Source organism: Pseudomonas granadensis (genome assembly GCF_900105485.1).
In the GTDB taxonomy this organism is placed as follows: Bacteria; Pseudomonadota; Gammaproteobacteria; order Pseudomonadales; family Pseudomonadaceae; genus Aquipseudomonas; species Aquipseudomonas granadensis.
This window is the reverse complement of sequence record NZ_LT629778.1, coordinates 67188-81753: the sequence shown is the minus strand read 5'-3', so window position 1 is coordinate 81753 and position 14566 is coordinate 67188. Positions and strand designations below refer to the sequence as shown.

Sequence of the window (14566 nt, the reverse complement as noted above, 5' to 3'; positions counted from 1 at the left end):
CTTGACGACACAGGTACACCGCAACCTGCTTTTACTTGCAGCTTGAAACTCATGGCTTGCTGCTGCTTTTCGAGATTTGAAGATGAAAAACTGGCTGGACGAGATCAAGTGGGACGCTGACGGCCTGGTGCCGGCGATCGCTCAGGATCACAAGACCGGACGCGTACTGATGATGGCCTGGATGAACCGCGAAGCGCTCGAACTGACCGCCGCGGAGAATCGTGCAATCTACTGGTCACGTTCCCGTGGCAAGCTGTGGCGCAAGGGCGAAGAGTCCGGCCATGTGCAGACCCTGCATGAGATGCGTCTGGACTGTGATGCCGACGTAATCATCCTGATGGTTGAACAGATCGGCGACATCGCTTGCCATACCGGCCGTCAAAGCTGCTTTTACCGCGTCTTCGAAAACGGCGACTGGAAAACGGTCGACCCGGTACTGAAAGACCCGCACGCCATTTACTCCGCAGGACACAAGCATGAGTGACACACTCACCCGTCTGGCCGAAGTGCTCGAAGAGCGCAAAGGCGCAGCCGCCGACAGCTCGTATGTCGCCAGCCTGTACCACAAGGGGCTGAACAAGATTCTGGAGAAGGTCGGCGAAGAGTCGGTCGAAACCATTATCGCCGCCAAGGATGCCGCCATCAGCGGCGACTGCAGCGATGTCATCTACGAGACCGCCGACCTGTGGTTCCACAGCATGGTCATGCTTGCCCAACTGGGGCAGCATCCGCAGGCCGTGCTGGATGAACTGGATCGCCGCTTCGGCCTGTCCGGACACGTCGAGAAAGCCTCGCGTCCGTCCGCCTGAACAACTATTCGAGAGGAACAGCAACATGGGCATTTTTGACTGGAAACACTGGATCGTCATCCTGGTTGTCGTGGTGCTGGTGTTCGGCACCAAGAAACTGAAAAACCTCGGCACCGACGTTGGCGAGTCGATCAAGGGCTTCCGCAAGGCCATGAACGACGACGAAAAACCGGCCGAACCGAGCGTGACCCCGCCGGCGCAGCCAGTGCCGCCGGTACAGCCACAGACCACCGCGCAGGCCAACCCGCCGCACACCATCGACGTGCAGGCGCAGAAAGTCGAAGAGCCGATCCGCAAAGACGTGTGAGCACTGACTAATGTTTGGTATCAGCTTCTCTGAACTGCTGCTCGTCGGCCTCGTCGCCCTGCTGGTGCTGGGCCCCGAGCGTCTGCCGGGCGCTGCGCGCACCGCTGGCCTGTGGGTCGGTCGGCTGAAGCGCAGCTTCAACGCGATCAAACAGGAAGTTGAACGTGAAATCGGTGCCGATGAGATCCGTCGGCAACTGCACAACGAGCACATCCTCTCGCTGGAGCAGGAGGCGCGGAAGATTTTCAGCCCGGTTCAGCAGGAGCCGACACCGGTTGAGCACGTGGGCGAGCAGACGATTCATGCGCCTGCTGCACCGGCTCCGACGCCTGCGCCCGTTGCGCCGAAAGAACCGGCGCCCGCTGTAGCAGACTCTTCGGTAGAACACGTAGCACCAACTGCCGCGCCGACTGCACCTGCGCCTCACGACACTACTTTGCCGCCGCGAGCCCCATGACAAGGGCCTGTCATTGGTCATTTCCTGTGTCGCGTTGTCGCCTGAAAGCGGGCCAGGCTAGGCGGAGTCCGAAGGGAATGTGTTTTACCTTTCCGAGGACTACAACGCAGCCTGGCCCGCTTTCAGGCACAACCCGAAGGGCCGGCCCGTATTTGCGCAGGGCTGCGTTACTCGTTGCTAATTTGAAACGCCAAACTACGCGCCTCGCGCCTTGCCCTGCGCAAATACGGGCTCGGCGCGACACAGGAAATGACCAATGACAGGCCCTAGCCTCCCCGAAAACGACCAGCACATGCCGCTGGTTTCGCACCTCACCGAGTTGCGCACCCGCCTGCTGCGTTGCGTGGCGGCGATCTTCATCATCTTTGCCGGGTTGTTCGCCTTCACCCAGCAGATCTACACCTTCGTCTCGACACCGTTGCGCCAGTACTTGCCGGTCGGCGCGACGATGATCGCCACCGACGTGTCGTCTCCGTTCCTGACGCCGCTGAAACTGACGATGATGGTCTCGCTGTTTCTGGCGATCCCGGTGATCCTGCATCAGATCTGGGGCTTCATCGCGCCGGGCCTGTACAAGCACGAGAAGCGCATCGCGGTGCCGCTGCTGGTCTCCAGCATTATGCTGTTCTACACGGGCATGGCGTTCGCCTATTACTTCGTCTTTCCGCTGATCTTCAAGTTCTTCGCCGCTGCCACCCCGGCCGGCGTGGAAATGATGACCGACATCGCCAGTTACCTCGATTTCGTCATGACCCTGTTCTTCGCCTTCGGCGTCGCCTTCGAGATCCCGGTGGCCGTGGTCCTGCTGGTGTGGATCGGCGTGGTCGATGTCGCCTACCTGAAGAAGATCCGACCGTACGTGATCATCGGCTGCTTCGTGGTCGGCATGATCCTGACGCCGCCGGATATCTTCTCGCAGACTCTGCTGGCCGTGCCGATGTGGATGCTGTTCGAGATCGGCATTCTGTTCGGCGGCCTGATCAGCAAGCGCGAACGCCCCGAAGACAGCCCGGCCGACGACCACAACGACCAGCCGCCAGCGACCCAGGCATGAACCTGCTGCTGCTCGAAGAAGCCGACTTCATCGCGGCCGACCGCGTAGTCCTGCGTGATCGGCGCTTGACCCATATGCAGGAAGTTCATCGTTCGCAAGTCGGTGACAGCCTGCGCGTCGGGCGCATCAATGGCCTGATGGGTTCGGCAGAGCTGCTGCGCCTCGACGCAGGTGAAGCCGAGCTGCGCGTCAGCCTCGATCAACCGCCGCCGACGAAACTGCCGCTGACCCTGGTGCTGGCACTGCCACGGCCGAAAATGCTCCGCCGGGTGTTTCAGACTGTCGCGACCATGGGCGTCTCGAAGGTGATTCTGGTCAACAGCTACCGGGTCGAGAAAAGCTTCTGGCAGACGCCGTTTCTCGAGCCCGAGGCGATTCGTGAACAACTGATCCTCGGCCTCGAACAGGCCCGCGACACGGTGCTGCCAGAGATCATCATCGAGAAACGCTTCAAGCCTTTCGTCGAGGATCGGCTGCCGGCGATCAGCGACGGCACCCTCGGTCTGGTCGGCCATCCGGGTCATTACCCGCCCTGCCCGCGCGCGTTGAGTGAACCGGTGACCCTGGCGATCGGCCCGGAAGGCGGCTGGATCCCTTACGAGATCGATCTGCTGGCCAAATCCGGTCTGCAACCGGTGCAGCTCGGCGAACGGATTCTGCGCGTCGAAACCGCCGTCACCGCGTTGCTCGCCCGCCTTTTCTGAGCCGACGTGCCAGACAGATGGTGTTACAGATTGCCATCATGCAGCCGATACAGTCCCCATAAGTCCAATTTAGTGGTCCGAAGGGAGTGGTCGCATGTACCGTTGGTTAGCCGAAAGTCTTGGGAACGTCAGCGTCAAACGCAAGCTGGGCATCGGCTTCGGCCTGGTGCTGTTACTGACGCTGTTGATCACCTTCACCGGCTGGACCGGTATGAGCGGCATCATCAGCCGCGGCGATAAGCTCGGTTTCATCTCCAGCCTCAATGAGCTGACCAAGGACTTGCGCCTGGCGCGCATGGACTACGACATGCGCCGCGGCGATCAAGGGCCGGGGGCGGTCAATGAGTTGTTGGTCAAACTGGACAGCGGCCTTCGAGAAGCGCGCGGCATGATCGAACAGCCCGCCGATGCTGCGATGGTGGACCAGCAACTGGCCGCCGTGGCCGAGTACAAGCGCGCCTTCGGTGAGATGACCCAGGCCACCGTGCAGCGTGAAGATGCCCGCAGCAAGCTGGGCGCGAATGCCGACAACGCCGTGGCCAAGGTCGGCGAAGTCGAAAAGGCGCTGTTGCAAGGTGACAGCGTGGCGCAATACAACGCGGTGATCGAGCTGAGCAAACTGTTGCAGCAAGCGCGCTATCAGGTGCGCGGCTACACCTACAGCGGCAAGGCCGATGCCGAGCAACCGGCACTGACCGCGATTGAAAACGCCCTGAAAAATCTCGAAAGCCTGCCAAGCCGCGTGCCGGAACAGCACATTGCCAACCTGCAGCAAGCCACTGATTCGCTCAAGGCCTACCGCGCCGCCGTCAGTCAGTTCCGCGACTCGCAGGTGAAAAATGCCGCTGCGCTGACGGCCATGTCAGCCCAGGGCGACATTCTGATCGCCGTGAGCAAGAAGCTCACCGAATCGCAAACCGTGGTGCGTGATACCGATGCCGCACACGCCAAGAACATGTTGCTGGTCGCCACCGCGCTGGCGCTGATCTTCGGTTTGATTGCCGCCCTGGCGATCACCCGGCAGATCATCATTCCGCTGAACCAGACCCTGCAGGTTGCCGAACGTGTCGCCGCCGGCGATCTCACTCACAATCTGGTCTCGCTGCGCCGCGACGAACTCGGCCAGTTGCAGCGCTCGATGCAAAGCATGACCCAAGGCCTGCGCGAATTGATCGGTGGCATCAGCGACGGCGTCACGCAGATCGCCAGCGCCGCCGAAGAGCTGTCGGCGGTGACCGAGCAGACCAGCGCCGGGGTCAACAATCAAAAGATCGAGACCGACCAGGTCGCCACCGCCATGAACGAAATGGCTGCCACCGTGCAGGAAGTCGCACGCAACGCCGAAGAAGCCTCGGAAGCCGCTGTCGCGGCCGACCAGCAGGCCCGCGAAGGCGACAAGGTGGTCGGTGAAGCCATTGCACAGATTGAGCGTTTGGCCGCTGAAGTCAGCCACTCCACCGAGGCCATGGGCGAACTCAAGCGCGAAAGCGACAAGATCGGCAGCGTCCTCGACGTGATCAAATCCGTGGCCCAGCAAACCAACCTGCTGGCGCTCAACGCGGCTATCGAAGCGGCCCGTGCCGGTGAGGCCGGTCGTGGATTCGCCGTGGTGGCTGACGAAGTGCGCAGCCTCGCCCAGCGCACGCAGAAGTCCACTGAAGAGATTGAAGAACTGATCGTCGGCCTGCAAAACGGCACCCAGCAAGTGGCAACGATCATGGACAACAGCCGCACCCTGACCGACAGCAGCGTCGAACTGACCCGCCGCGCCGGCGGCTCACTGGAAAGCATCACCCGTACCGTCTCGGCGATTCAGGCGATGAACCAGCAGATCGCCGCAGCGGCAGAACAGCAGAGCGCCGTGGCCGAAGAGATCAACCGCAGCGTGCTGAATGTACGCGATGTGTCCGATCAGACTTCGGCGGCGAGTGAAGAGACAGCAGCGTCGAGCGTTGAGCTGGCGCGGTTGGGGACGCATTTGCAGACGCTGGTGGGCCGGTTCAAGGTTTGAGGTGATTGATCGCCTGGGTTCGATTGGGACCGAGGTGAGGCTATCGCTGGCAGGCCAGCTCCCACAATGGTTCGGTGGTGCGCCTCGATGTTCAACCGCCGCACAAAGCCCTGTGGGAGCTAGCCCTGCTAGCGATTGGCGGTGTGATGACTGAAGGACGATCTCCAGCAACGGCTGATTGATCTGCGAACCCGCCCCTCACCCCAGCCCTCTCCCGAGGGAGAGGGAGCCGACCAAGTTGTCCTTACGCGATGCATCAGGCTCAGATACCGCGCCGCATCTGGATTCGGCGACGTCAATAAGACCAGTCGTATCGCTCAAGCATCCCGCAGTCAGTCCCCTCTCCCTCTGGGAGAGGGAGCCGACCAAGTTGTCTTTACGCCATGCATCAGGCTCAGATACCGCGACGCATCTGGATTCGGCGACGCCAATAAGACCAGTCGTATCGCTCAAGCATCCCGCAGTCAGTCCCCCTCTCCCTCTGGTAGAGGGAGCCGACCAAGTTGTCCTTACGCGATGCATCAGGCTCAGATACCGCGCCGCATCTGGATTCGGCGACGTCAATAGATACCGTCGCATCGCTCAAGCATCCCGCAGTCAGTCCCCTCTCCCTCTGGGAGAGGGAGCCGACCAAGTTGTCTTTACGCGATGCATCAGGCTCAGATACCGCGTCGCATCTGGATTCGGCGACGTCAATAAGACCAGTCGTGTGTCTCAAGCATCCCGCAGTCAGTCCCCTCTCCCTCTGGGAGAGGGTTAGGGTGAGGGGCTTTTGAACCACGCATAAAAAAACCCCGCTGACTCAGCGGGGTTTTTTCATCAGGCCAGTTGCGCCTGCATCGTCGCCGGTCGCAACGGCAGCAGCGGTGCATGCGGGTCGGCTTTCACCGAGGCCCGCCACGCGTCCAGCCACTCGGTCAGGCCTTCAGCCCAGACCTGCTCGTGCAGACGCGCCAGCGCTACCGGGTCGCTCAGCAGTTGCAGGCGATCATGGTTGCTCAGCTCCGCTGGGCCGACCTTGACCGCGTGCCGCACGCGTTCCTGACGCAGCCATTCGATCGGCTCGGCCTGACCGTGGCGGGAGGTCGCCAACGAGCACGCCAGGGCGTTCTGCTGCGGATCGACCACTGCGCGGACGAAGCCGTCGTTCAGGGCGTGGTAGCGGTTCTCGTGGGTGTACTGGTCGGTCGCCAGCAGCGCCTGTGGCGGATTGTATTCCTCAGGAATGAGGAACAGGCTCGCGTCACGGGTCTTCAGGCCAAGGCCGACACGGCTGGAAATCACCGACACCGGGATCGACAGCATCAGCGAGCCGACGATCGGCACCAGCCACCAGAGGAAGCTCGGGTTCAGCCAGATCACCAGCAGCGCCCAGCAGAAACCCAGCAGGGTCTGCGGGCCGTGACGCTTGACCGCTTCGCTCCAGGGCGTCGAGTCGTCGTCACGCTGTGGCGAATTCCAGGTCGCGGCCCAGCCCAGGAACGCGGCGAGGACGAAACGGGTGTGGAAAATCATCCGCACCGGCGCCAGCAGCATGGAGAACAGCATTTCCAGCAGCATCGACAGGGTCACCTTGAACTTGCCGCCGAACTCTTTCGCGCCCTTGGCCCAGATCAGGATGATGCTCAGCAGTTTCGGCAGGAACAACAGCACGATCGTTGTCGAGAACAGCGCGATGGCTTTGTCCGGATGCCATTGTGGCCACAGCGGATAGAGCTGACGCGGTTCAAGGAAATACTGCGGCTCCATCAGCGTATTCACCGCCAGCAGCGCGGTCGACAGCACCAGGAAGAAGAACCACAACGGCGCCGACAGGTACGACATCACGCCAGTGAGGAACACCGCACGGTGCACCGGGTGCATGCCCTTGACCAGGAACAGGCGGAAGTTCATCAGGTTGCCGTGGCACCAGCGACGGTCACGCTTGAGTTCGTCGAGCAGGTTCGGCGGCAACTCTTCGTAACTGCCCGGCAGGTCGTAGGCAATCCATACGCCCCAACCGGCGCGACGCATCAGCGCGGCTTCAACGAAGTCGTGAGAGAGGATCGCACCTGAGAACGCACCCTTGCCCGGCAACGGCGCCAGGGCGCAGTGGTCGATGAACGGCTTCATGCGGATGATCGCGTTGTGACCCCAGTAGTGCGATTCGCCCAGTTGCCAGAAGTGCAGACCGGCCGTAAACAGCGGGCCGTACACGCGAGTGGCGAACTGCTGCATGCGCGCGTAGAGAGTGTCCATGCCCGACGCACGCGGCGCGGTCTGGATGATCCCGGCGTCCGGCGTGGCTTCCATCAGGCGCACCAGACTGGTCAGGCACTCGCCGCTCATCACCGAGTCAGCGTCGAGCACGACCATGTATTTGTAGTCACCGCCCCAACGACGGCAGAAGTCGTCGAGGTTACCGCTCTTGCGTTTCACACGACGGCGACGGCGACGGTAAAAGATCTTGCCGAAGCCTTTGGCTTCGCGACAGACGTCCAGCCAGGCCTGTTGCTCGGCGACGCAAATGTCGGTGTCGTTACTGTCGCTGAGGACGAAGAAGTCGAAGCGATCCAGATCACCGGTGGCGGCGACCGATTCGAACGTCGCTCGTAGACCGGCGAATACGCGCGGTACGTCTTCATTGCAGATCGGCATGACCAGTGCGGTACGCGCATCTTTGGCAATCGGCTCGTTGCCGGCGCTTTTGCCGGAGATACGGTATTTATCGTGACCGGTCAGCAGCTCAAGAAAACCCATCAGCGCGGTCCAGAAACCGGCCGAGACCCAGCAGAACAGAATCCCGAACAGGATCAGGATGCTGGTTTGCAGCGCATACGGCAGTACTTGCGTGGCGGTTTGCAGCAACGGCTGATGCAGCACTTCGTCCAGATCGACGAACGACCAGCCCTGGTACGGCATGATGCCTTTCATGTACCAGCCGGCGACGATGGTCTGGCCGAGCATCAGCAGCAGCAGAATGTAGCGACGGATCGATCCGACGGTGCGCCAGCGCGCGGCCGGCAGGACGTTTTCGTCCTTGGGCGGCTGCGGCGGGTTGGTGCGCCCGGTCAGACGGCGCCAGCCACGCACCAGGATATTGGTGCGCCACGGCTCCGGCACGACCTTGGTACGGCGGATCGGCGGCGTGGCTTTCATGCTGATCCGGCCGCTGGCGTCGAGCACCAGCATTTCCGCTTCTTCCAGCTCTTCGGCGGTGCTCAGGGTCAGGCGCTTGCCCACCGAAGCCTGGGCGGCTTCGGCAGGCGCGTCGAACGTCGGGGACGACAGGCGTTGATGCAGCTCGCTGAACGACTGGCAGCCCGCGAGTTCCGCGCGCTGCTCGTCGGTCATCGGCAGATGCGCCAGATACTCGGACAGAGTCTCTGGCTGTACTTGAGAGTTACTCATCGGCAGGCAACTGATAGCTCCAGGTCTCGGTCAGGACTTCTTCAGTCGGTGCCGATTCCGGTGTGGCTGGGGCCGCGTCCGCAGCGGCTGGCTGCTTGGCGTCTTTATTGGCCTTGTCCCTGGCCTCTTCTACCGGCTTGGCTTCAGCCTGTTTGGCCTCGGCAGCCTTGGCTTCCTTGTCGATTTTCTCTTGCTGCTTGGCGGCAACCTTGTCGGCTTTGGCAACGGACGAGTTGGACGCTGGCACCGATTTCGCCAGATCAGCAGTCACGACTGGCTGAACCAGTGCGGCACGCATCTCGGTGGATTTGCTCGGATCCTTGATCTTCATCCGCAGGGTCAAGCGCCAGCCCTTGGTTTCCGGGTTGTAGCGCACGCTGTTTTCGACCAGTTCGGCGTTGTCGCCGACACTGACCTGGCTGCGCACATCGGCGTCCGGGGCCAGAGCGGCCAGCGATGGACCTTCGAAGTCGACCAGATAAGCAACGCTGCCATCCGGCTGACGGATCAGGTTCGATTGCTTGACGTCACCGGTCGAACGCAGGGTTTGTGCAACCCAGGCACTGTCAGGTGCGTGCAGCGCGGCTTCATCCATGGTCCAGTGCAGGCGGTAGGCGAAGTCCAGTGGCTGACCCGGCTCCGGCATTTTTTCCGGGCTCCAGAACGCAACGATGTTGTCGTTGGTTTCATCGGCAGTCGGAATTTCCACCAGATCGACGGTGCCCTTGCCCCACTCGCCCTTCGGCTCGATCCAGGCGCTTGGACGCTTGTCGTAGCGGTCGTCGAGATCTTCGTAGTGGCTGAAGTCGCGGCCACGTTGCAGCAGACCGAAACCACGCGGGTTCTCGACGCTGAAGTTGCTCACGGCCAGGTGTTTCGGATTGTTCAGCGGACGCCAGATCCACTCGCCATTGCCGGCATGGATCGACAGACCGCTGGAATCGTGCAGTTCACGACGGTAGTTGAGCACTTTCGACGGCTGGTTGGCGCCGAACAGGAACATGCTGGTCAGCGGCGCGATGCCCAGTTTGCCGACCTTGTCACGCAGGAACATCTGCGCCTTGACGTCGACAATGGTGTCGCTGCCCGGACGCAGGATCAGGCGATAGGCACCGGTGGCGCGCGGCGAATCGAGCAGCGCAAAGATCACCAGGTGCTTGTCGCCCGGCTTCGGCTGTTGAATCCAGAACTCGCGGAAACGCGGGAATTCTTCACCCGACGGCAGCGCAGTGTCGATCGCCAGACCACGGGCCGACAGGCCGTAGGTGTGACCCTTGCCGACAACGCGGAAGTAACTCGCGCCGAGCATGGTCATGATTTCGTCTTGCTTGTCGGCCTTGTTGATCGGGTACAGCACACGGAAACCGGCATAACCCAGTTGTTCGGTGGCCTTCGGATCGAATTTCAGGTCGCCGAAATCGAAGCGCGTCGGATCGTATTTGATCTCTTCGACGGTGTTAGCCGTGATTTCGTTGATTTTCACCGGTGTATCGAAATGCATACCCTGGTGATAGAAGGACAGCTTGAACGGGGTCTTCTGATCGGCCCACTCAGCCTTTTCGGTGAGGAAGCGGATTTTCTGATAGTCCGCGAACTTCATATCGCGGAACTCGTTCGGCAGGTTGCTGCGCGGGGCTTCGAACTTCTGCCCGGCCAGCTCTTTGGCCTTGGCCGATACATCGTCAAGATTGAACGCCCAAAGCTGACCGGCGCTGAGCAGGCACAGGAGCGCCGAACCCGCTACCAGGGCACTTCGCATGCGTTTGGCAGACATTTTTGCTGCATTACAGGGACTAACAATCACGAGCAACCCTCGCCGAAAACAGATCAATAAACCAACGGCCAGATGAAGTGCCTGTGGGGATTTCGGCGATAAAAAACCGACCTTCCAGCGCACCCTTGCCAAGTTGGCGAGCATTGTTCCGACTCCGCTGGGGCAAAATGATTCCCCAATCGGATCCGGACAAGTCTCTACCTAAGTCAAAACGGACCAACGAACGCCGATCCCCGTAGCGCGCGATTATCTAGTAGCCCGCATGACAACGCATCAGGGGTAACAAAGTATTTATCGCGAAAACACCCGAAAACCAGTCGAAATTTCCTAAAGAAGGTGTTTCAAGCATTTTCAGGTCTGTAACAAAAAGGTAACCGGGCCGTCGTTGACCAGATGCACCTGCATATCGGCGCCGAATCTACCTGATGCCACAGTGCCATGCATCTGTTTCGCGTTGCTCAATAGATAATCGAACAATTCCTCGCCAAGGGCCGGCGGCGCCGCGCTCGAAAAGCTCGGGCGCAAGCCGCTTTTGGTGTCAGCCGCGAGGGTGAACTGAGAGACCAGCAGCAACCCTCCGTCGACATCTGCCAAGGACAGGTTCATCTTGCCCTCGGCGTCGCTGAATACCCGATAGTTAAGCAGCTTATGCAGAAGTTTGTCGGCGCTGACACGCGTGTCGTCGGGTTCTACCGCGACCAGCACCAGCAAGCCTTGATCGACTGCACCGACGACTTCACCGCCGACCTCCACTCGCGCCCCACGCACGCGCTGTAACAGCCCCTTCATGCTTCTTCAGGCGGCAGATCGAGCAGGCGCTGAGCCATCTTGCTCGCCGCGCGCACCAGCGCATCGGTGATGCCCGGTTCGGACGCCGCGTGGCCGGCATCGCGGATCACCTGCAGTTCGCTGTTCGGCCAGGCCTGATGCAGTTCCCAGGCATTGTCGAGCGGGCAGATCACGTCGTAGCGACCGTGAATGATCACGCCCGGCAGATGCGCAATCCTGGCCATGTCGCGAATTAGCTGGTTCGGCTCCAGGAAGGCGTTATTGGTGAAGTAGTGGCATTCGATGCGCGCAATCGACAGCGCGCGCTGTGGCTCGGAGAAACGATCGACCACCAGCGGATTCGGCCGCAGGGTCGCGGTGCGCCCTTCCCAGGTCGACCACGCCTTGGCCGCGTGCATCTGCGCGATCTGGTCGTTGCCGGTGAGGCGCTTGTGGAAAGCACTGAGCAGGTCGTCGCGCTCGTCCAGCGGGATCGGTGCGATGTAGTCCTGCCAGTAATCGGGGAACAGACGGCTGGCGCCGGCCTGATAGAACCACTCGATTTCCTGCGGTCGGCAGAGAAAGATCCCGCGCAGGATCAGACCGTGGACGCGCTCCGGGTGGGTTTGCGCGTACGCCAGCGCCAGGGTCGAGCCCCACGAACCGCCGAACAGCACCCATTTGTCGATGCCCAAGTGTTTGCGGATGCGCTCGAGGTCTTCGACCAGATCCCAGGTGGTGTTGTTTTCCAGGCTGGCGTGAGGCGTCGAGCGTCCGCAGCCGCGCTGGTCGAAGGTGACAATGCGATACAGGTTCGGATCGAAGTAGCGGCGGCTCTGCGCGTCGCACCCGGCGCCGGGGCCACCGTGGATGAACACAACCGGCAGGCCTTCCGGCGAGCCGCTTTCATCAACGTACAGTGTATGGGTGTCATCGACAGCCAGATCGTGCCGGGAGTGGGGTTTGATCTGCGGAAACAAAGTCTGCATTGCGCGCTCCGTAAGGGGTCGAGGTCATCCCTGAGGGGACTTCTATTATTCTGCCGTTGGGCATCATAAACCCGATTTACGTCAATGAGCATGCTCCGGGTTACTCGCATTTTTTCAGCCGTGTCCCCTGCAGGAGTGAGCCTGCTCGCGATAACGGTGTGCCAGTCACTGAAATGGCGACTGAACCGACGCTATCGCGAGCAGGCTCACTCCTACAGGGGTAGGCGCCAGGCTTTATTTTGCGTAATGGCTTTGGCCCCAGACCAGATAGCCCTCAAGCAACTCCTTGAGCACCCCCTGCGTCGGCTCGGCCAGGTCGGCGCGGTAGCGGAACGGTTCGAACTCTTCCATGTAGGTGGACTGGCACAGCTCCAGCTGCACCGCGTGGATGTGTTCGGCCGGGTTGCCGTAGTGGCGGGTGATGTGTCCGCCCTTGAACCGACCGTTGAGCACATGGCTGAAGTTGCCATGCCGTGCGCAGATCGCTTCCAGCTGCGCGGCCAGTTGCGCATCGCAGCTGGCGCCATTGAACGTGCCGAGGTTGAAGTCCGGCAGCTTGCCGTCGAACAGGTGCGGGATGACCGAACGGATCGAGTGTGCGTCGAACAGCAGCGCGTAGCCGAATTCAGCCTTGAGCCGTGCCAGCTCCTCGTGCAGCTTGCGGTGATACGGCGTCCAGATCTGCTTCAGATAGCTCGCGCGTTCCTCCTTCGACGGCTCCAGCCCTTCACGGAACAATGGAATGCCATCGAACAGCGTCGCCGGATACAGGCCGGTGGTGGCGCCGGTGTACATCGGCTTGTCATCGGATGGCCGGTTGAGGTCGATGACGAAGCGCGAATATTCCGCAGCCAGGGTGCTGGCGCCCAGCCCTTCAGCGAAGTCATAAAGTTTGGGGATGTGCCAATCGGTATCCGGCAGACTTTTCGCCGCCGGAATCAGCCCGGCATCGACCGCAGGCGTCAGGCGTAACCCGGCATGCGGCATGCTGATCAGCAGCGGCACGCGACCTTGTTTGAAATGCAGAACCTTATCCACAACCGCTCTCCTACAGATTTGATTCAACGCCGTGACGCACGACGCGTTTGTCCAGATCGCCGCCGAGCCAATACGCCAGATCCGCCGGACGATCGATGTGCCACGCGACAAAATCGGCGACCTTGCCGACCTCCAGCGAACCGTGGGTCGCAGCCATGCCCAGCGCCTGCGCCGCGTGGAGCGTCGCGCCGGCGAGGGCCTCTTCCGGGGTCATGCGGAAACAGGTACAGGCCATGTTCAGCATCAGGCGCAAAGACAATGCCGGTGAGGTGCCGGGGTTGAGGTCGCTGGCAATCGCGATTTTCACGTTGTGCTTGCGCAGGGCGTCCATCGGCGGCAGCTGGGTTTCGCGCAGGAAATAGAACGCGCCCGGCAGCAGCACGGCCACGGTGTTGGCTTCGGCCATGGCGATAGCGTCGGCTTCGTCCATGAATTCCAGGTGATCGGCGGACAGCGCCTTATAGCGAGCAGCGAGGCTGGAGCCGTGCAGCGATGAGAGTTGCTCGGCGTGAAGCTTGACCGGCAAACCGAGCTTTTGCGCGGCGACGAACACGCGCTCGACCTGCTCCGGCGAGAACGCCAGGTATTCGCAGAAGGCATCGACCGCATCGACCAGGCCCTCGGCGGCCAGCGCCGGGAGCATCTCATTGCAGACCAGATCAATGTAATCGTCGGCGCGATCCTTGTATTCCGGCGGCAGTGCATGAGCGGCCAGGCAGGTGCTGCGGACGCTGATCGGCAGTTCTTGCTGCAAACGACGAATCACTCGCAGGATCTTGCGTTCGTTGGCCAGATCGAGGCCGTAACCGGATTTCATTTCGACCGTGGTCACCCCGTCGCGCATCAGGCTCTTCAGACGCTTGGCGGCGCTGGCAAACAATTCGTCTTCAGTAGCTTCGCGAGTCGCACGCACGGTGCTGGCGATACCACCGCCCTGCGCGGCGATCTCGGCATAGCTGACACCTTGCAGACGTTTTTCGAATTCACCGCTGCGGTTGCCGCCGAACACCGTGTGGGTGTGGCAGTCGATCAGCCCGGGCGTAACCCAGGCGCCTTGCAGGTCATTGACCGCCGGGTATTCGCCGGACGGCAATTGCTGGCGCGGGCCGATCCACTCAATGAGCGCACCGGAAGTGACGATGGCGGCGTCCTCGATGATCGAATAGACGCCCTGGGCCATGGTTGCAACGTGGCAGTGTTGCCAGAGGGTTTTCACTGTTGGCCTCCGTTTAGGGTTGGTTTGGTGGGCGGCCTTGAAAAGCCCC

General features: G+C 61.3%; 13 protein-coding genes and 1 pseudogene. 8 read left to right on the top strand and 6 right to left on the bottom strand.

Going from position 1 to position 14566, the window contains the following annotated elements:
- Positions 1–82: 82 nt before the first annotated feature.
- The 8 genes and pseudogenes from hisI to BLU52_RS27170 all read left to right on the top strand — a co-directional run bounded on the left by hisI (position 83) and on the right by BLU52_RS27170 (position 5342).
- Positions 83–484: a phosphoribosyl-AMP cyclohydrolase gene (hisI, locus tag BLU52_RS00375; RefSeq protein WP_007909357.1), complete on the top strand. Its 402-nt coding sequence runs from the start codon at positions 83–85 to the stop codon at positions 482–484.
- Entirely contained in the window at positions 477–809 is a 333-nt protein-coding gene (locus BLU52_RS00370) for a phosphoribosyl-ATP diphosphatase (protein WP_007909355.1), read from the top strand. The genes hisI and BLU52_RS00370 overlap by 8 nt, the downstream gene beginning before the upstream one ends.
- 25 nt (positions 810–834) lie before the next feature.
- Positions 835–1116 carry a twin-arginine translocase TatA/TatE family subunit gene (locus BLU52_RS00365; RefSeq protein WP_090280346.1) on the top strand — a complete coding sequence of 94 codons (282 nt, stop codon included), beginning with the start codon at positions 835–837 and terminating at the stop codon, positions 1114–1116.
- Between the two features lie 10 nt (positions 1117–1126).
- Positions 1127–1573, top strand: coding sequence for a Sec-independent protein translocase protein TatB (tatB, locus tag BLU52_RS00360; protein WP_090280343.1), 447 nt, complete (start codon positions 1127–1129; stop codon positions 1571–1573).
- 256 nt (positions 1574–1829) lie between these two features.
- On the top strand, positions 1830–2627 hold the full coding sequence (gene tatC, locus BLU52_RS00355) for a twin-arginine translocase subunit TatC (RefSeq protein WP_090280339.1): 798 nt from the start codon (positions 1830–1832) through the stop codon (positions 2625–2627).
- Entirely contained in the window at positions 2624–3331 is a 708-nt protein-coding gene (locus tag BLU52_RS00350) for a 16S rRNA (uracil(1498)-N(3))-methyltransferase (RefSeq protein ID WP_090280336.1), read from the top strand. Before tatC ends, BLU52_RS00350 begins: the two co-directional genes overlap by 4 nt.
- 94 nt (positions 3332–3425) lie before the next feature.
- A pseudogene (locus BLU52_RS27175) lies at positions 3426–4439 on the top strand (methyl-accepting chemotaxis protein); the annotation flags it as partial.
- A gap of 30 nt (positions 4440–4469) precedes the next feature.
- The gene (locus BLU52_RS27170; protein WP_408003574.1) at positions 4470–5342 is read left to right on the top strand and encodes a methyl-accepting chemotaxis protein; all 873 of its coding nucleotides are present in this window, start codon (positions 4470–4472) and stop codon (positions 5340–5342) included.
- An 819-nt stretch (positions 5343–6161) separates the two neighbouring features.
- Here BLU52_RS27170 and mdoH read toward each other — a convergent pair.
- The 6 genes from mdoH to hutI all read right to left on the bottom strand — a co-directional run bounded on the left by mdoH (position 6162) and on the right by hutI (position 14517).
- The gene (gene mdoH, locus BLU52_RS00340) at positions 6162–8732 is read right to left on the bottom strand and encodes a glucans biosynthesis glucosyltransferase MdoH (protein WP_090280330.1); all 2571 of its coding nucleotides are present in this window, start codon (positions 8730–8732) and stop codon (positions 6162–6164) included.
- Complete coding sequence (locus tag BLU52_RS00335; RefSeq protein ID WP_167359878.1) at positions 8725–10506, bottom strand: glucan biosynthesis protein G; 1782 nt, start codon at positions 10504–10506, stop codon at positions 8725–8727. Before BLU52_RS00335 ends, mdoH begins: the two co-directional genes overlap by 8 nt.
- Before the next feature lie 351 nt (positions 10507–10857).
- On the bottom strand, positions 10858–11295 hold the full coding sequence (gene dtd, locus BLU52_RS00330; protein WP_090280327.1) for a D-aminoacyl-tRNA deacylase: 438 nt from the start codon (positions 11293–11295) through the stop codon (positions 10858–10860).
- Complete coding sequence (gene pip, locus BLU52_RS00325) at positions 11292–12263, bottom strand: prolyl aminopeptidase (protein ID WP_090280324.1); 972 nt, start codon at positions 12261–12263, stop codon at positions 11292–11294. Before pip ends, dtd begins: the two co-directional genes overlap by 4 nt.
- Positions 12264–12497: 234 nt before the next feature.
- Entirely contained in the window at positions 12498–13301 is an 804-nt protein-coding gene (gene hutG / locus BLU52_RS00320; protein WP_090280321.1) for an N-formylglutamate deformylase, read from the bottom strand.
- A gap of 10 nt (positions 13302–13311) precedes the next feature.
- A complete protein-coding gene (hutI, locus tag BLU52_RS00315; protein WP_090280317.1) occupies positions 13312–14517 on the bottom strand; it encodes an imidazolonepropionase in 1206 nt (401 codons plus the stop codon).
- Positions 14518–14566 lie beyond the last annotated feature (49 nt).